Source organism: Novosphingobium sp. FG137, assembly GCF_057809735.1.
Genome location: NZ_JBMDKN010000005.1, coordinates 322,492 through 339,835 on the forward strand (window position 1 = coordinate 322,492; position 17,344 = coordinate 339,835).

Annotated in this window: 13 protein-coding genes; 7 read left to right on the plus strand and 6 right to left on the minus strand. The window is 64.6% G+C overall.

Annotation, left to right across the window (positions count from 1 at the left end):
* The first annotated feature begins 102 nt into the window (after positions 1–102).
* Genes ACODS2_RS16140 through ACODS2_RS16160 form a run of 5 tightly spaced genes read left to right on the plus strand, consistent with a single transcriptional unit; the run spans position 103 to position 7,757 of the window.
* Positions 103–2,193, plus strand: a complete 2,091-nt coding sequence (locus tag ACODS2_RS16140) for a tetratricopeptide repeat-containing sulfotransferase family protein (protein WP_488999747.1) — start codon at positions 103–105, stop codon at positions 2,191–2,193.
* 18 nt (positions 2,194–2,211) lie between these two features.
* Entirely contained in the window at positions 2,212–3,522 is a 1,311-nt protein-coding gene (locus tag ACODS2_RS16145; RefSeq protein WP_488999748.1) for a spinster family MFS transporter, read from the plus strand.
* Positions 3,515–4,957, plus strand: coding sequence for an aldehyde dehydrogenase family protein (locus ACODS2_RS16150; RefSeq protein ID WP_488999749.1), 1,443 nt, complete (start codon positions 3,515–3,517; stop codon positions 4,955–4,957). The genes ACODS2_RS16145 and ACODS2_RS16150 overlap by 8 nt, the downstream gene beginning before the upstream one ends.
* Entirely contained in the window at positions 4,954–6,141 is a 1,188-nt protein-coding gene (locus ACODS2_RS16155; protein ID WP_488999750.1) for a mandelate racemase/muconate lactonizing enzyme family protein, read from the plus strand. Before ACODS2_RS16150 ends, ACODS2_RS16155 begins: the two co-directional genes overlap by 4 nt.
* A complete protein-coding gene (locus ACODS2_RS16160; protein ID WP_488999751.1) occupies positions 6,138–7,757 on the plus strand; it encodes a GMC family oxidoreductase in 1,620 nt (539 codons plus the stop codon). Before ACODS2_RS16155 ends, ACODS2_RS16160 begins: the two co-directional genes overlap by 4 nt.
* A 56-nt stretch (positions 7,758–7,813) precedes the next feature.
* On the opposite strand, the gene ACODS2_RS16165 is transcribed toward ACODS2_RS16160, so the two are convergent.
* The 5 genes from ACODS2_RS16165 to ACODS2_RS16185 form a co-directional block, all read right to left on the minus strand.
* On the minus strand, positions 7,814–8,767 hold the full coding sequence (locus ACODS2_RS16165; protein WP_421838479.1) for an NAD(P)-dependent oxidoreductase: 954 nt from the start codon (positions 8,765–8,767) through the stop codon (positions 7,814–7,816).
* A 6-nt stretch (positions 8,768–8,773) separates the two neighbouring features.
* A complete protein-coding gene (locus tag ACODS2_RS16170; protein WP_488999752.1) occupies positions 8,774–9,847 on the minus strand; it encodes an alcohol dehydrogenase family protein in 1,074 nt (357 codons plus the stop codon).
* A gap of 151 nt (positions 9,848–9,998) precedes the next feature.
* Complete coding sequence (locus tag ACODS2_RS16175; RefSeq protein ID WP_488999753.1) at positions 9,999–10,718, minus strand: class II aldolase/adducin family protein; 720 nt, start codon at positions 10,716–10,718, stop codon at positions 9,999–10,001.
* Positions 10,715–11,851, minus strand: coding sequence for a TauD/TfdA family dioxygenase (locus ACODS2_RS16180; protein WP_488999754.1), 1,137 nt, complete (start codon positions 11,849–11,851; stop codon positions 10,715–10,717). Before ACODS2_RS16180 ends, ACODS2_RS16175 begins: the two co-directional genes overlap by 4 nt.
* 132 nt (positions 11,852–11,983) lie before the next feature.
* On the minus strand, positions 11,984–12,940 hold the full coding sequence (locus ACODS2_RS16185) for a LysR family transcriptional regulator (RefSeq protein ID WP_488999755.1): 957 nt from the start codon (positions 12,938–12,940) through the stop codon (positions 11,984–11,986).
* A gap of 95 nt (positions 12,941–13,035) precedes the next feature.
* Here ACODS2_RS16185 and ACODS2_RS16190 point away from each other — a divergent pair, with 95 nt between their 5' ends.
* Positions 13,036–14,046: a LysR family transcriptional regulator gene (locus ACODS2_RS16190; protein ID WP_298173438.1), complete on the plus strand. Its 1,011-nt coding sequence runs from the start codon at positions 13,036–13,038 to the stop codon at positions 14,044–14,046.
* 209 nt (positions 14,047–14,255) lie between these two features.
* On the opposite strand, the gene ACODS2_RS16195 is transcribed toward ACODS2_RS16190, so the two are convergent.
* Positions 14,256–15,560 carry an alpha/beta hydrolase family protein gene (locus ACODS2_RS16195; protein ID WP_488999756.1) on the minus strand — a complete coding sequence of 435 codons (1,305 nt, stop codon included), beginning with the start codon at positions 15,558–15,560 and terminating at the stop codon, positions 14,256–14,258.
* Between the two features lie 232 nt (positions 15,561–15,792).
* Between ACODS2_RS16195 and ACODS2_RS16200 the strand changes: the two genes are divergently transcribed.
* Positions 15,793–17,313, plus strand: a complete 1,521-nt coding sequence (locus ACODS2_RS16200) for a glycerol-3-phosphate dehydrogenase (protein WP_488999757.1) — start codon at positions 15,793–15,795, stop codon at positions 17,311–17,313.
* Positions 17,314–17,344 lie beyond the last annotated feature (31 nt).

The following is a 17,344-nucleotide window of genomic DNA, read 5'->3' on the forward strand; positions in this document are numbered from 1 at the left end:
GGGTGGCGTGGCAAACGCCACCCCTTGCTTCTGGCGGCACACGGAACTGGATGGGCGAGTTTGATGGACACGCGCGGCGATGGCCGACAGGAAAGTGCGTAGATGGCCACGCAAGCAGACCTGACCCATTCTGAGAATACCCACCCTGCCGCGTCTACTGCGGCTCCGCCGGAGGCAGAACTGAGGGCGCTTCATGCGCTTCAGGCCAAGGGTGACTATGCGGCAGCGGCAAGCGGAGCAAAGCGCCTCCTTGCGTCCGCGCCGGCCAACCGCGATCTCCTGCTGATCGAGGCGCATTCGCTGCGCATGATGCAGCAGACCGATGCGGCGCTTGCCGCGCTTGATCGACTCGCGGCGCATCATCCCAATTTCAGCCAGTTGTACCTCGAACGCGGGCTCTGCCATGTCGCCCGGCGCGATGCGCCCGCGGCAATCTTCGATCTGCGCACGGCGGTCACTGCCAATCCGGCGCTGGCGATGGGCTGGCGCATGCTCGACGGGCTCTACCGGATGACCGGGGACACGCGCAGCGCTGGGCTTGCCGCACGGCACTTTGCCCATCTCGCCAGCCTCCCGCCACCGATCGTCCAGGCCAAGGTGCTGTTTGGCGACGGGGAGATCGATGTCGCTGAAACGCTGATCCGGCGGTTCCTGATGGAGGCGGGCAACCACCCCGAAGCCATGCGCCTGCTGGGCCAGATCGGCCACCGGCGCAATGTGCTCGATGATGCCGAGGCGCTTTACGAGGGCGTCCTCGCGATGGTGCCGGACCATGACGAGGCGCGGCACGAATACGTGCAAGTGCTGATCGCCCGGCACAAGTTCCCGCAGGCGCGCGAGGCGCTGGAGCCGCTGCTGAAGCGCGATCCACGCGGGCACGCGCACCGCATCCAGGCCGCGACGATCCGGGTCGGGCTTGGCGATTTCGAAAGCGTGATCCCCGAATATCGCGCGATGATCAGCGAGATTTCGGGCGAGACGCTCGAAACCCGCGTCCGCCGCGCCGATCTCAACCTGTGGCTCGGCCATGCGCTCAAGACCGAAGCCCGCACGGCCGAAGCCATCGATGCCTATATGGCCGCGACCGCCGACCGGCCTGATTTCGGCGATGCGTGGTGGAGCCTCGCCAATCTCAAGACCTATCGGTTCTCCGCCGAATCCATCGCGGTGATGCAGGCGCGGCTCGATGATCCGGCGACGGCGGATGTCGACCGCATCCACATCGCCTTCGCTCTGGGCAAGGCGCTGGAGGATGCCGGGGACTATGAGGCCTCGTGGGCTGCCTACGCACGCGGCAATGCCATGCACCGCGCGGGCAATGGCTATCTCCCCGAAGTGTTCGAGACCAACACGCGCGAGCAAAAGCGTGTGTGCACGCCCGCTTTCTTCGCCGCGCGCGAAGGTTGGGGGCTGGACGATCCCTCCCCCATCTTCGTGCTCGGCCTGCCGCGTTCGGGTTCGACCTTGCTCGAACAGATCCTCGCCTCGCACTCGATGGTCGAAGGCACGCAGGAACTGCCCGATATCCAGCGGATCGTCCACGAATTGCAGGGCCGCGAACTCAATTTCGACAAGCCGCTCTATCCCGGATCGCTGCTCGATCTGGATGCGGACGCGGTGCGCCGGTTCGGCGAGCAGTATATCACCGACACCATGCCCAATCGCATCCTCGGCCGGCCCTTCTTCATCGACAAGATGCCGAACAATTTCCGGCACGTGGGCCTGATCCATCTGATCCTGCCGAACGCGAAGATCATCGATGCGCGCCGCGATGCGATGTCGTGCTGCTTCAGCAACCTCAAGCAACTGTTCGCGCAGGGGCAGGAATTCACCTACGGCATCGAGGACATCGCCCGCTACTACAAGACCTATCTCGAGCTGATGGACCACTGGGATGCTGTCCTGCCGGGCCGGGTCCTGCGCGTGCAGCACGAAGACGTGGTCGAAGACCTTGAAGGCAGCGTGCGGCGCATCCTCGATTACTGCGGCCTCCCCTTCGAAGACGCCTGCGTCGAATTCCACAAGACCAAGCGCTCCGTCCGCACGCCAAGCTCGGAACAGGTGCGCCAGCCCATCTTCCGTGACGGGCTCGATCAGTGGAAGAAGTTCGAGCCCTGGTTGGAGCCGCTGCGCGAGGCACTCGGGCCAGAGCTGGCGCCAAAACCGCACTACGACGATCAACAACAAGCCTAATCGGGACAGGACAAGCTAATGGCAGCAATAGGCGCAACATCAGCCCCCGCAGGCGAGGAAAATGCCTCGGTAGCCCTGCGCTGGTACGTGCTGTTCGTGATGATGCTGGCCTATACGATCAACATCGCGGACCGCTACGTGATGTCGACCGTGCTCGAACAGATCCGGCTCGACCTGCACCTCAGCGATGGCGGCGTGGCTTTCCTGACCGGTGTTTCGCTGGCGCTGTTCTATGTCAGCATGGGCATTCCGCTTTCCTGGATCGCAGACCGCTACAACCGGCGCAACCTTCTCGCGATCTCGATCACCTTGTGGTCGGTGATGACCACGATGTGCGGGCTTTCGCGCGGCTATGTCCAGCTTCTGCTGGCGCGCATGGGTGTGGGCATCGGCGAAGCGGGCGGCACGCCTTCGTGCAACTCGATCATCTGCGACTATTTTCCCGCTGCCCGCCGCCCGATGGCGCTGACGATCTTCTGCCTCGGCGCGCCCATCGGCGCGTGGATCGGCGCGGACATGGCAGGCGCCGTGGCCCATGCCTATGGCTGGCGCGCGGCGTTCCTCGTGCTCGGCATTCCGGGCGTGCTGCTTGCCCTGCTCATCATGGCGACGATCCGCGAGCCCAAGCGCGGCTGCCTCGACGTGGTGCAGAGCGACGACAACCCGACCCTGATGGAAACGATGCGCTTCTGCCTGCAGCAGCGCTCGGCGGTTCACGTTATGATGGGCAGCGGGCTTTCCGCCCTTTGGGGCTGGGGCCTGATGTGGTTCATCCCGACCTTCCTGCAGCGGACCTACGGCCTCGACGTGGGCGCAGCCGGCGCCATCGTCGGGCCGATCCACCTTGTGATGGGCATCGGAGCCTCGCTGCTGACAGCGTGGATGCTGGCGCGCCCGTCCTACACCGATCCGCGCAAGATCGTGTACCTGCTGGGCGCGGTGACGGCGGTGGCGACGGTGCCCTCGATCCTCGCGATCTACACACACAACCTCGCGCTCGCGACCGTTTCGCTGTGGCTGTTCATTCCGGGCATCTACTTCTACATCGGCCCCGCCTTCGCGCTCGGCCAGAACCTGGCGCCGCCGAAGATGCGCGCGATGTTCAGCGCGATTGCCCTGCTGATCGCCAACGTGTTCAACTTGATCGTCGCGCCGCAGGGCGTTGGCTTGCTGAGCGACTATTTTGCCGGCCCCGCTGGCCCCGATGCGGCATCACTGCGCTCGGCGCTGCTGATCCTTGCCCCCACGGGCTTCTGGGCCGCGTTCCACTATTTCATGGCGGCCAAAACGATCGTCGAAGACCAAAAGCGAGCAATCGGATATGTCTGAACTGAACCCCCTCCCCTCCTATATCAACGGCGCGTGGGCCCTTCCCGCCACCTCGACCGCTGTTTTCGAGGCGATCAATCCGGCGACTGAAGAGCCCTGCGCGCAGGTAGCGCTGTGCGGCCCGGACGATGTGGACCGCGCGATGGCGGCAGCGCGCGCCGCGTTCGACGGCTATTCGTCGCTCAGCCTCGACGAGCGGCTGGCGCTGGTCGAAAAGCTCATCGCCGTGTTCGAAGCGCGCTATGACGAGATGGTCACCGCGATCAGCACCGAAATGGGCGCGCCCTACGACCTTTCTTTCAATGCGCAGGCCGAATGCGGGCCCGGCCACCTCAAGGAAACCGTGAAGGCTGCGCGCGAGATGGTGTGGGAGCGGCCGCTCGGTGGGCGCGGTCGGCAGGTGCATGAAGCCGTCGGCGTCTGCGCGCTGATCACGCCGTGGAACTGGCCGATCAATCAGCTCGCCGCCAAGATTGGCCCGGCGCTGGTCGCGGGCTGCACGATGGTACTGAAGCCGAGCGAGATCGCGCCGCTCTCTGCGCAGCTCTTCGCCGAATTCATCCACGAAGCGGGTTTTCCGGCGGGCGTGTTCAACATGGTCCACGGCACCGGCCCTGGCATCGGTGACGCGCTGACGAGCCATCCGGAAGCGGACATGGTCTCGTTCACCGGGTCTACCCGCGCGGGCATTCAGGTCGCCAAATCAGCGGCCGAGACGGTCAAGCGCGTCAGCCAGGAGTTGGGTGGCAAATCGGCCAACGTGGTGTTTGCCGATGCGGGGCTGGAAGCGGCCGTTGCGCGCGGCGTACGCCACTGCTTCAACAATTCGGGCCAATCCTGCAACGCGCCGACCCGCATGCTGGTCGAAGCTTCGGTCTATGAAGAGGCCGTCGCCATCGCAAAGAAGGTGGCCGAAAGCGTCAAGCTTGGCGATCCGATGGAGAAGGGTCCGCATCTCGGGCCGGTCGTCAGCAAAGTGCACTACGACAAGATACAGCGCCTGATCGAGGCCGGGATCGCCGAAGGCGCGACGCTGGTGACGGGCGGTCCTGGCCGTGCTGATGGGTTCGACCGTGGCTACTATGTGAAGCCGACAATCTTCGCTGATGTGAACAACGAAATGACCATCGCGCGCGAGGAGATCTTCGGTCCGGTCCTCACAATGATCCCGTTCGAAGATGAAGCGGAGGCCATCCGCATCGCCAACGATACGCCCTATGGCCTTGCTGGCTATGTGCAGAGCGGCGACGTTGAGCGCGCCCGGCGCGTGGCCCGCAAGATCCGAGCCGGTAGCGTCTATGTGAATGGCGCGGGTCAGGACTATTGCTCGCCCTTCGGCGGCTACAAGCAATCGGGCAACGGGCGTGAATGGGGCGAATTCGGCCTCCACGATTACCTCGAAATCAAGGTGATCAACGGCTTCGAGGCCGCATGAAGCTCGCCGATATCGAGACATTCGTCGTCGGCAATCCGCCGCCGCATTTCGGCGGGCGCTACTTCGTGTTCGTGAAACTGACCACGGCCTGCGGGATCAGCGGGATCGGGGAGGCATATTGCGTCCCCTTCTCGCCGCATCTCGTGGCGAAGATGATCGAGGACGTCTTCGCGCGCTACGCGGCGGGGCGCGATCCGCACGATATCGAAAACCTGTGGCGGCGCGTCTATTCAAGCGGGTTTACCCAGCACAGCGACCTATCGCTGATGGGCGTGCTGAGCGCGCTGGAAATGGCGTGCTGGGATATCATCGGCAAGGCAGCGGGGCAGCCGGTCTACAAGCTGCTGGGCGGTCAGGTGCATGAGCGGCTGCGCGCCTACACCTATATCTACCCGCGCCCGGGCGATCAGACCGACGTCTATCACGATCCCGATCTCGCGGCGGAGCGTTCGGCGGAATATCTCGCCATGGGCTTCACCGCGCTGAAGTTCGATCCGGCGGGGCCCTATTCGGCGTTCGACGGACGGCAGCTGTCGCTGGAGGCGTTGGACCTCAGCGAGCGCTTTGCCAACACGCTGCGCGAGGCTGTGGGGAGCCGCGCGGACTTGCTGTTCGGCACGCATGGACAGATGACGGCGGCAGGCGCGATCCGGCTGGCGAAGCGGCTGGAAGCGGCCGATCCGCTGTGGCTCGAAGAACCGATACCGCCCGATGCGCCCGAGGAAATGGCCAAAGTCGCGCGCGCGACCTCCATTCCCATCGCGACCGGTGAGCGGCTGGCGACGAAGTATGATTTCGCGCGCCTGCTCGATGCCGGCAGTGCGGCGATCCTGCAGATGAATCTGGGCCGCGTCGGCGGACTGCTGGAGGCGAAGAAGATCGCCGGCATGGCCGAAGTGCGCCACGTGCAGATCGCGCCGCACCTCTATTGCGGGCCAGTTGTGGGCGCAGCCAATATCCAGCTGGCAACCGCGACACCCAACTTCCTGATACTCGAGAGCATCGAAGAATGGAGAGGTTTCCATTCGGAAATCCTCAAGACGCCGATCCGCTTCGAAGAAGGCCATGTGATCCCGCCGACAGCGCCAGGCCTGGGCGTGGAACTGAACGAGGACGTGGCGCGCGCGCATCCCTATACCGGGGATATGCTGCACCTGGAAATGACGCAGCATCCAGTAAGATGACCGAAACCTTCGATTATATCGTGGTGGGCGCAGGCACCGCCGGGTGCGTGCTGGCCAATCGGCTGACCGAAGACGGCAAGTTCACCGTTCTGCTGCTGGAGGCAGGCGGCAGCGACCTTTCGATCTGGATCCAGATGCCGATCGGCTATGGCCGCACCTTTTTCGACAAGCGCATCAACTGGATGTACGATACCGAACCGGTGGAAGGCCTCGGCGGTCGGAGCAGCTACTGGCCGCGCGGCAAGGTTATCGGCGGATCGGGCTCGATCAACGCGATGGTTTACGTGCGCGGGCAGCCGCGCGATTTTGATGACTGGCGCGCGGCCGGCAATCCCGGCTGGGGTTGGGCTGATGTGCTGCCGTTCTTCACCAAGTCCGAGGATTTCGACCGCTACAGCGCGCACCACGGGCGCGGCGGGCTGCAGCACGTGACGGAGATCACCCCGCACGTTCATCCCGTCTGCCATAGTTTTATCGAGACGGCAGAGGGCCTCGGTTTTCCGGTGACGAGCGATTTCAACGGTAGCAATCCGGAAGGCGTGGGGTTCTACCAGATCAACACGCGCGGCGGCTGGCGTGCCTCGACTGCCAATGCCTTCCTGCACCCGGCGCTGAAGCGCAAGAACCTCATGCTGCGCACAAAGTCGCAGGCGACGCGGGTCCTGTTTGAAGGCGCACGCGCTGTCGGCATCGAGTACCGGCGCGGCGGAAAGCTGCAACAGGTGCGGGCGCGGCGCGAGGTCATCCTCTCGGGCGGCGCGATCAATTCGCCGCAATTGCTGATGCTGTCGGGCATTGGTGATGGCGCGGCGCTGGCGCAGCATGGCATCAGCGTGCAATGCGATTTGCCCGCCGTGGGGCGCAATTTGCAAGACCATCTGGCGGTCTCGTATTTCTACAAGGTGCGCACAGCGACCTTGAACGATGAGCTCCATCCGCTGCTCGGCAAGGCCCAGGCGGCGCTGCGCTTCGCATTCGACCGGCGCGGGCCGCTGTCGCTCAGCGTGAACCAGAGCGGCGGGTTTGTGCGCAGCGCGCCGGATGCGGCGAAGGTCGATTTGCAGCTCTATTTCAGCCCGGTGAGCTATACCAAGACGCCGCTCGCCGCGCGCAAGCTGCTCAATCCCGATCCGTTCTCGGCGTTCCTGCTTTCGTTCAATCCCTGCCGTCCGACGAGCCGGGGCCATCTGGCGCTGCGCTCAGCCGATCCGCTGGCCTATCCGGTGATCCAGCCCAACTACCTTTCGACCGAAACCGACATCGCGGAAGTGCTGGCGGGCAACCGCCTGCTGCGCCAGATCGCCGCGAGCCGTCCGCTGGCTGACATGATCACCGAGGAACTGATCCCCGGCCCGGCAGTGCAAACCGAGGAAGACCAGCTTGCCGATTTCCGCGCCCGCGCGGATACGGTCTATCACCCCACCGGCACCTGCGCGATGGGGCCGGACCCGCTGACATCGGTGGTCGATGCACGGCTACGAGTGCACGGCACCGAGGGCCTGCGCGTGATCGATGCCTCGATCTTCCCCAACATCACCAGCGGCAACACCAATGCGCCGACGGTGATGGTGGCGGAAAAGGGCGCGGCAATGATCCTTGAGGATGCGCGAAATTAGGGCTGCGCGAGAATAGGGACAGTCCGAAAAAAATGGGGACCGTCCCTATTTTTGCCTCAGCGGCGCGGAACCACTTCGTAGCCCTGCTCTTCCGGCTCATCATCGACCATCTGATCGGGAAAGCCCGTGCCCAGCACCTTGATGCCGACCGGTTCTTCATAGCGGCGGATGATGTTGGGCGAGAACTCGCGCGGGCCGAAGGCGGCTTCGCCTTCCTTGAACAGCCGAACGATCAGCGGGGACATTTCCACCGGCACCCCGGTTTCCTGCGCGATCTTGTCGAACAGGCCGACGTCCTTGGAGACGAGGTCCATCGTGAAGTTGATATCGCGGCTGCCGTTGAGGATCACCTGCGATTCCGTCTCGTGGACGAAGCTGTTGCCCGAGGAAATGCGGATCGCCTCATAGGTCGTGTTCATGTCGAGCCCGACCGCCTTGCACACCGTCAGTGCCTCGGCGAGCGCGACGAGGTGTGCGGTGCAGAGGAAGTTCGTCATCACCTTGAGCTGCGAGGCGGTGCCCCAATCGCCGGTGTGCAGCACGCGCCGTCCAAGGGTGGTGAGCACGGGCAGCACGCGTTCGAAACCTTCGCGCGGGCCAGCAGCGAAGATCGAGATATTGCCGGTATCCGCCCGGTGACATCCGCCCGAGACGGGGCATTCCATGAACAGCCCGCCGCGCGCTTCGACCAGCGGGCCAAGGCGCAGGACCTCGGCATAATCGGTGGTGCTCATTTCCATCCACACCTGCCCCGGGCGCATCACGGCGAGGAAGCCGTCTTCGCCCTCGGCCACGGCGGCGCTGGCGGCCGGCGACGGCAGGCAGGTGATGATGACATCGACCGCTTCGCCCAACGCGGCAGGGCTCACCGCTTCCTTGGCACCGCGCGCGACATATTCGGCGACGAGTTCGGGATTGAGATCGCGCACGGTGACGTCGTGGCCGTTGCGGATCAGGCTGCCCGCGAGCTTGCCGCCGACATTGCCGAGGCCGATGAAACCGATCTTCATGAGGAATTACACTCCGGGTATCAGCACGATCTTGCCGACGTGCTTCTTTTCAAGAAAGGCGCGCTGCGCCGCGACGATTTCGGAAAGCGGATATGTGGCGGCAACCACCGGCCTGATCTCGCCGCGCTCGATATAGCCTACGAGATTGGGAAACACCTCCGGATCGAGGATCGTGCAGCCGTAAAGCGTCAGGTCCTTGAGGTAGAGCGTACGCAGATCAAGCTCGGCAATCGGGCCGGAAATCGCGCCCGCCACGCCGTAGCGGCCGCCGCGCTTGAGTGCATCGAGCAGGGCGGGAAAGCCCTCGCCGCCGGCAACATCGATCACCACGTCGAACGTTTCGCTCTCGAACCGGCACCCGCGTGGTTCGACTTGGGTCGCGCCCAGTTCGCGCACGCCGTCCGCCTTTTCCGGGCTGGCGAGCGCCGTCACCTCCGCCCCCCGGCGTTTGGCAAGCTGCACCGCAGCCGAGCCGACACCGCCTGAAGCGCCGGTGATCAGCACGCGTTCGCCCGCAGCCAGCGCAGTGCGGGTCAGCATGTTTTCCGCAGCCGAATAGGCGCAGGGGAACGAGGCGAGTTCGACATCGGTCAGTGCAGTTTCGATGGCGTGCGCATGCGCCGACGGAACACGCGCAAACTGTGCAAATCCGCCATCGACTTCGGAGCCGAAATAGGTGGCCTCAAACCGGCTCGCACCGCGAAACACGGGTTCTACCAGCACGCGCTGGCCCACTCGGGCGGGATCGACGCCCTCGCCTACTGCGACAATGCGCCCGGCAGCATCGGCCCCTTGAATGCGCGGGAACTGCGGGACAGCCCCGGTCCAACCCGAATCTTCGGTCTTCGCCTCGGCAAAACCGTCGCCCCCGCCCGCTTCGGTGGCGACAGTGACCGCCTTGGAATACCACGCGGTGCGGGTGTTGATATCGGTGTTGTTTACCCCGGCACCGCCGACGCGGATCAGAACTTCACCGGGCCCCGGCTGTGGGACCGGCACATCAGAGCGGTAAGCCAGGCATTCAAAGCCGCCGTTGGCGGTGAGCAGAACGGCGGACATCTCCGAAGGAATCTCAGTCATTGCGCCCTCCACCCCCCGTTCGTGTCGAGCGAAGTCGAGACACCATGCGCCGCGCTTTGTGTCTCGACTTCCGGCCCTTCAGGCCGGAAGTTTATCCCGAGCGAAGACGAGGGGCTCGACACGAACGGGTTTTGGCTTGCGCACATGGCCGTTAATCCAGCGCCGGAAGCTGGGACTTCAGCCAACCAAAATGCGCATAAGACATGCCGCGATAATCGTCCCACCCACGCGCGGTTTTCTCCGCCACCTCGTCGGACAGCACATTCAAAGGCTGCCCGCTGGCATAGGCAAGCAGCAGGGTCTGCGCTGCCTTTTCGAAGAAATAGAGGTCCTCGAAAGCTTCGGCCACCGTTGCGCCGGTGCAGGTGATCCCGTGGTTGCCCATCAGCAGCGTCTTCTTGTTTCCCAGCGCGGCGGCGAGGCGCAGGCCCTCTTCCGCCTCGTCGGCAATGCCTCCGAAGCCCTGATCGATGGCTAGACGATTGAAGAAGCGCGCCGTGTTGTTGTCGAGCGGCAGCATGCGCGGATCGGCCAGAGTGGCAAGCGCGGTAGCGTGCGGCGGGTGGCAGTGGATGATGACGCGCGCGGCGGGGCACTGGCGGTGCACGGTGCCGTGGATCGTCCAGGCCGAAGCGTCGGGCGCGTCGGGGCGGTTCATCACGTCCGGATCGTCGGCATCGAGAAGCAGCAGGTGATCGGGCTTGATGCTGGCGAAGTGCTGCCACTTGCGGTTGAGCAGGAACTGCTTGCCGTCCGCCGAAACCGCAGCGCTGAAGTGATTGCCGACTGATTCCGACCACCCCATCTGCGCGGTGATGCGGAACGCGGCAGCAAGATCCTCGCGCAGCGCCGCCACTTCGGCCTCGGTCACTTGAAGCGGCCCTCGCTCGTCAGCGCGCGGTAGGTGCTGCGCATCTCCCCGCGATCAGCATAAGTTCCGCGCAGATAGCGCGCGCCGCTGGTGGCGGAATAGGCCTCGCGCCCGTGGACGATGCGATGGTTGTCGAACACGATGCATTCGCCCGCATTGATGCGGAAGCGCATAAGGTACTTGTCCGACTGGAGCATGCGACCGAAGCGGCAGAAGGCGGGGTAATAGCGGTCGAGCACGTCCTGCGGCAGATCGAACACATCGGCCATGTGCTGGCTGATGGTGACGCCCGAAACTTCGCCATGCGCGTCGAGTTCGATCACCCGCTGGCGCGAGCGAACGTCGTAGGTGTCGTGCTCGCAGTAGAAGGGCACTTCGGTTTCGGCGAGGAGCTTGAAGTCCTCGGGGTACAGTTCGCGGAAATCGTTCGCCACCGCCACGCCGTCGAGGAACAGGTTGGCCCCGCCCTCCACGCTGTTGGCGCGGCAGTGGAGGAACTGGACGCCGGGAGCCATGTCCTCGGCCGGCGTATCGGTGTGAAGCTCCAGCGCCTTGGCGGTGTAGGCAAGGTTGGTCGGTTCGATATGGGTCATCACATCAAAGTATTCGCCGAAGAAGGTGGGGCGCACATGGCCCATCAACTTGACGAGATCAGTCAAACCATCGTCGCTGTCGGGCATGTCCGTCACCAGCGCGACGCCTTCGACGATCAGCGCCTGGAGCCATTCGGCAACCTTGGCCTTGTCTGCCATCAACTCCACTTGCGGGAAACGGGCGACGTTTGGATAGTGATCGGCATACCAGGCGCGGCGCGGCAGATCGGACGGATCATGGCGGCGCTTGCCCTCGGCATAGCTGGCGAGCCAGTTCAGCGGATAGCGGCTCGTGTGGTTTTCGCCGTCCCATGCGATTTCCAGCGCATCACCCACCACTTCGGCCCGGCGCGGGCGCGGCGCGGCATCCAGATGGAAGATATCGAACACACGCTCGCGCGTCTGGCTGTCGAACGAGGTGGGGCAGTTGTCGCGCAGCCAATAGTTGTTGAAATAGGCCGACTTTCCGCCGGGGAGCATGACTTCGAGCCCGGTTTCGGTCAGCGTTACCGGTGCTGCGGACGAGGTGGTGGTGGTCATGTATGCCCCCGCTGGGATGTATGGCGGCCTGCCTGCCGCTCTCTTGCACTGCGACTTTAACCCGGAATGGACCGGCCAAGCAGTGCATCATCAACAATCATATATCGGATCAATGAAGGTAATGCACTCGCATCAGTTGCTGCCGAGGAGGTCTTCCGCCCACGGAAGCTGCGCGAGGACGGGCGGCAGGCTTTCCTTGCGGATCGTCTCCCCGGCGAGCTTGGCGGTCTCCATGGCAAGATCACCCAGTTCGCCCGCGCGGCTGACGACCTGGATGCGGCGGGCGAAGCGCGCGCGGGGCAGCGGCTCGACGCGCAGCTCAGGGATCAGCGCGGGCATCGCGGCAAGGCACAGCAGCGAGGTGATGCTCCAGCCGATCCCGAGCGCGACCGCGTTCAGCTGCTGCGGCACGATATCGACCTCGATCACGTTGGGCAGGCGCAGCCGCATGCGGGTCAGCTGGCTTTCGATCCGCTGGCCCATGCCGGTATCGAGCGAATAGCGTACGAACGGCAGCCCTTCCGCCGCCGCGATGGGATCGGCCACGCCGCGAAAGCTCGGCGGAAACACGAGCACGAAGGGATCATCGAGCACATCGTGGTGGACGACGCCTTCCTGTTTTTCGAGCACGCTGCTGCCGGTGATCAGCAGGTCGACGCGCCGCGCGAGGAAATCCTGCTGCTGGTTGAGCGAAATGCCCGAACGCACCCGCCAGCGCGCGACGCGGGGCCCCAGGCGATTGAGCAGCGGCCCGGTGAGCAGGATCGCCAGCGATTCCGCCATCGCCACGGTCACCTTGTCGATCGGCTGGTTGGCGCCTTCGCGCACCTCATCGACCATCGTGCGCGCGGTGGCGAGCAAGTGCGTTGCACGTTCATATAGCGCGCGTCCTGCGGGCGTGAGGCCAAGCGGGCGCAGGGCGCGATCAAACAGAGTTGCACCGATGCCCTGTTCCAGCCGGGCGATGGTCTGCGAGACGGCGGACTGGGTGATGCGCAGCTGCTGGGCGCTCGCGGTCATCCCGCCCAGTTCGACGGTGAGGACGAAGACTTCCAACGCGTGGAAATCGAACTCGGCAGGGAGCAGCATCGGACCTCACAATAAAATTGCGTGAACCCTCATATTATAAACTGTTATCCTGCGGCAAGAACGTTCGCGCAGGCAACGCGGATTGACGTAGATCAATGCGGGGAGCAAAATGCCAATGTCGCAAGGGAGTAGCCGAGATCGCGCCTGATCGCCTCATCAACCGCCGCTGGCTGCCGCTGAACGCGCTGCGTGCGTTCGAGGCGGTGGGACGGCACATGAGCTTCACCGCGGGCGCGCAGGCGCTCACCGTGTCGCAGAGCGCGATGAGCCGCCATGTCTCCAGCCTGGAGGATCTTATCGGCCGCCCGCTGTTCGAGCGCGGCCCGACCGGGCTCAAGCTGACTCCGGCGGGCTCGATCTTGCTTCCGGTCGTGAGCAAGTGCCTCGACCGGATGGAGCAGACGATCAACACGATCCGCAACAAGGATCTCGAAAGCCGGCCGATCCGGCTGCACATTCCGCCTTCGCTGCTCTACCAGAACGCGCTGCCGCTGCTGGCGCAGTTCCACAAGGAACACCCCGAGATCCGCATCGACGTGGTGACCTCCAATGTCACCGGCGCGCCGCGCGACAACGTGGACATGGCGGTGGTGTTCGACCGGCCCAATGTCGATGACAGCGTGGCGGACCTCTTGTGGATGGTGCGCGTTGCACCGCTGTGCTCGCCCGAAACGGCCGTCACGCACAAGGGCAAGAGCCTCGAGCAGTTCCTCCACGACAACGAATTGCTGCATGTGAAGCTGGAAGGCGAACCGCGCGGTCTGCTGTGGTCGAGCTATGCGGCGCAGCAGCGCCTCGCGATCGAAGCGGGCGACGGGCTCGCGTTTGATACAGCGTTTTCGGCGGTGCGCTATGCCATCGGGGCTTCGGGCGTGGTGCTGGCAGATATCGACATGTTCGCGCAGGAAATCGCCAGCGGGCAACTCGTGATGCCCTATGACCGCGTTTCAGCGGATGGCTTTGGCTATTATCTCAAGACCCACGCCGAAGACCTCGGCGATCCGGCAATCTACCTGCTGCGCGAGTGGATCATCCGGCACTTCTCGAACAGCATGGGCCGTGAAGCTCCTGCCCCGACCGAGATGGTGCCGGAAATGCGCGGCTGAGGGCTAACCTTCGTCGATGCGTTGACAGCGATCCAGAGCCGTCGCGCCTTGCTCCCCTGGATCCCCGCCTTCGCGGGAATGACGAGGCTTGTGTCTCGTCTTGTCCAGCTATCCTTCGTCATCCCCGCGAAGGCGGGGATCCAGAGCGGCCTGGCATAGCGCTTCGGATCGTGCGGCAATGCCATGCCGACGAAGCTCGTGTAACAGGCTTAAGGTGACGGCGGCAAATGCTTCAGCAACAGCCCATCCTGATGGTCCTTGACGAAGCCCTTCCACGTAGGGTTCGTGCCGCCTTCGCTCACCGCATCGTAGCGCTTGTCGTCGCTCGTCCACTTGGCGCCATCGGATTCCTCTGACGGCACGGAGAGATACTCGGCCTTGGCCGCCTCACCCTTCAGTTGCAGATCGAGGAACGCGGTGATGAAGTGGAGCGCGATGCTGTTGACGCGCGGCTTGCGCCACATGCGGTCCTCGAACCAATCGAAATCCCACACGGTGCCGCGCATTTCAGCCGGCGCGGGATTGGTGCCGATGGCGTGTCCAGCGCCCTTGAGCGCGAGCAGCCAGCGGTCCGAACCCTTGGCATCGCGGAAGATCGCGGCGGGGCCGGGATCGTAGCCGACAGTGCGGTCCGCCGTGCCGGCCACGATGAGCAGCGGTGCCTTGATGCCAGACAGACCGTTTGCGCCCCAGGCCGCCCAAGGCGCGCCGCCTGCGGGCGCGATGGCGACAACCGCCTTGATTGCTGGGTCATGCAATGTGGCCGCTTCCGCGCCGCTTCCGGTATAGCGCTCGACCAGCGCGGAGGGCAGCCGCTTGACCGCAGGGCTGCCCGCATCAAGCTCTGCCCCGGCCACGGTCAATGCGCCATAGCCGCCAAACGAATAGCCCGCGAGCGCGATACGCTTGGTATCGCCGAGGTTCCCAAGCAGCCCATTGCGGATGCGGCGCAGCACGTAAGTAATATCGAGCGGGCGGCGGATCAGCGTAGCGGGCGTCTTCGCCGTGTCCGTGATCGCCGGATCATGGTGACGGATCGCGACGACGACATAACCCTTGGTCGCGAGGTTCTCGCCCAGCCACGAGAGCATGACCGGATCATTGTTGTAGCCATGCGAGAGCAGCACGATCGGATAGCCCTGCCCTGCCGGCCTCGCATCGGTCACCGCCAGCGCGGGGACCGTGAAATAGGCCGGCGGCTTGGGCGGCTCCGAAACGAGGCTCGCCCGGTAGGTCGCGCGCCGGTCCTTCGGGCCAACGCGGGCAGGATACCAGATCACCAGCGGCATCGTCCGATCGGCGCGGACCAGCGCGCCCTTGGCAAGGCTGCCGAGCGGATCGACCGCGTCCTTGTCGACCACGGTCTTCTCGATCACGCCAACGCCGTTGGGGCCAAGCGCCGCAAGTGCGGGCGCGCCGACTTCGGGAATGCTGGGTGGGGGCGCTGCTTCGGCGGGAGCCGCAGCGACGGAAGAGGCGGTGAGCATCGCCGCGAAAACGGAGAGCGGCCTCAAGCGCGAATCGTCCAAAATGCCGGACAGCAGGCATCGCAGGGCCCGCATCCGGCGGGAATCGATGGGTTCTCCCGGTCAATCGCCGGGTATGGCCTTGCCTCTCGCATAGCCCCTGTTACCGCATTTACCTGCAGTTACGCCATCTTGTATTCGCATCCCCGGTTGCGTTAGCTGCATTTGTCCGACCACGCGCGCGTGGCTAAGGAGCGGACGCCACCACATCAGTGCCCCAATGGCAGGCAGGAGCAACCACGTGCCGGATCCGGAAACCTATGACCTGCTGATCGTTGGCGGGGGGATCAATGGCGCCGGGATTGCCCGTGATGCCGCCGGGCGCGGACTTTCGGTGCTGCTGGTCGAGCAGGAAGACCTTGCCAGCCACACCTCATCGGCCAGCACCAAGCTGATCCACGGGGGCTTGCGCTATCTCGAATACTACGAGTTCCGCCTTGTGCGCGAAGCCCTGATCGAGCGCGAGCGGCTGCTGGGCATGGCCCCGCACATCATTTGGCCGCTGGCTTTCGTGCTGCCACAGATGAATTCGCCCCGCCCCGCTTGGCTCGTGCGGCTGGGTCTGTTCCTTTACGACCACCTCGGCGGCCGCAAGAAGTTGCCGGCAACGCGGACGGTGAACCTCGCCCGCTCGGCGCTGGGCAATGGCCTGAAGCCGGGTGCAAAAACGGCGTTCGTCTATTCCGATTGCTGGGTCGAGGACAGCCGCCTCGTCGTACTCAACGCTCGCGATGCGGCGGAGCGCGGCGCGCGGATCGAGACGCGCACCAAGCTGGTTTCCGCGGTGCGCGAGGGCGCGCTGTGGAAGGCAGAGATCGCCAGCGGCAGCGGAACCCGCACGGTGCTGGCGCGCGGCCTTGTCAACGCGGCGGGCCCGTGGGTCGAGGATGTGCTCCAGCGCGCCGCCAGCGCCAGCCAGGATCGCGGTGTACGGCTGATCAAGGGCAGCCACATCATAGTGCCCAAGCTCTACGAAGGCGAGCACGCGTTCCTGCTCCAGAACCCGGACCGCCGCGTCGTTTTCGCGATCCCTTACGAGCACGATTTCACGCTGGTCGGCACGACCGACGAGCCGTGGGAGCAGCTTCCCGGCAAGGCGCAGATCTCGCCCGAGGAAACCGACTACTTGTGCGAGACGGTGCGCCGCTATTTCTCCCGCGAAATTCACCCGCAGGATGTGGTGTGGAGCTATGCCGGCATCCGCCCACTCTACGACGATCATGCCGCGAACGCTTCGGCGGTGACGCGGGACTATGTGCTCGATCTCGATGGCGGCGACGGGAAAGCGCCGCTGCTCAGCGTGTTCGGCGGCAAGATCACCACCTACCGCAAGCTCGCCGAGCATGCGCTGGAAAAGCTGGTGCCCTTCTATCCAGGCGCCAAGGGGGACTGGACCGCGGGTGTCGACTTGCCCGGCGGTGATATTCCCGGCGATGACTTCGAAGCCTTCGCCGCGCAACTGGCATCCGCGCATCCCGGCCTGCCGCGCGCGCTGCTCACCCGGCTCGCCCGCGCCTATGGCACGCGCGCGCGGGTGATCCTGGGCACCGCGCAGACCATGGAAGCGCTCGGCACCGATTTCGGCGGCGGCCTGACCCAAGCCGAAGTCGATTACCTTGCTGCACAGGAATGGGCCTGCACCGCCGAAGACGTGCTCTATCGCCGCAGCAAGCTGGGTCTCCATGTGCCGCCGGGCACGGCAGTTGCAGTCGAGGCCTATCTTGCGGGGCAAAATCCCTAAGCGTGCGCGCAAAACGCTTAACCAACGGGAA

Bases quoted from the DNA above. Each gene is read 5' to 3' on its own strand.
- ACODS2_RS16150 (WP_488999749.1), top strand. From the start codon at position 3,515: ATGTCTGAACTGAACCCCCTCCCCTCCTATATCAACGGCGCGTGGGCC.
- ACODS2_RS16190 (WP_298173438.1), top strand. From the start codon at position 13,036: ATGCGGGGAGCAAAATGCCAATGTCGCAAGGGAGTAGCCGAGATCGCG.
- ACODS2_RS16165 (WP_421838479.1), bottom strand. From the start codon at position 8,767: ATGAAGATCGGTTTCATCGGCCTCGGCAATGTCGGCGGCAAGCTCGCG.
- ACODS2_RS16160 (WP_488999751.1), top strand. From the start codon at position 6,138: ATGACCGAAACCTTCGATTATATCGTGGTGGGCGCAGGCACCGCCGGG.
- ACODS2_RS16170 (WP_488999752.1), bottom strand. From the start codon at position 9,847: ATGACTGAGATTCCTTCGGAGATGTCCGCCGTTCTGCTCACCGCCAAC.
- ACODS2_RS16200 (WP_488999757.1), top strand. From the start codon at position 15,793: ATGGCAGGCAGGAGCAACCACGTGCCGGATCCGGAAACCTATGACCTG.
- ACODS2_RS16185 (WP_488999755.1), bottom strand. From the start codon at position 12,940: ATGCTGCTCCCTGCCGAGTTCGATTTCCACGCGTTGGAAGTCTTCGTC.
- ACODS2_RS16180 (WP_488999754.1), bottom strand. From the start codon at position 11,851: ATGACCACCACCACCTCGTCCGCAGCACCGGTAACGCTGACCGAAACC.
- ACODS2_RS16155 (WP_488999750.1), top strand. From the start codon at position 4,954: ATGAAGCTCGCCGATATCGAGACATTCGTCGTCGGCAATCCGCCGCCG.
- ACODS2_RS16145 (WP_488999748.1), top strand. From the start codon at position 2,212: ATGGCAGCAATAGGCGCAACATCAGCCCCCGCAGGCGAGGAAAATGCC.
- ACODS2_RS16140 (WP_488999747.1), top strand. From the start codon at position 103: ATGGCCACGCAAGCAGACCTGACCCATTCTGAGAATACCCACCCTGCC.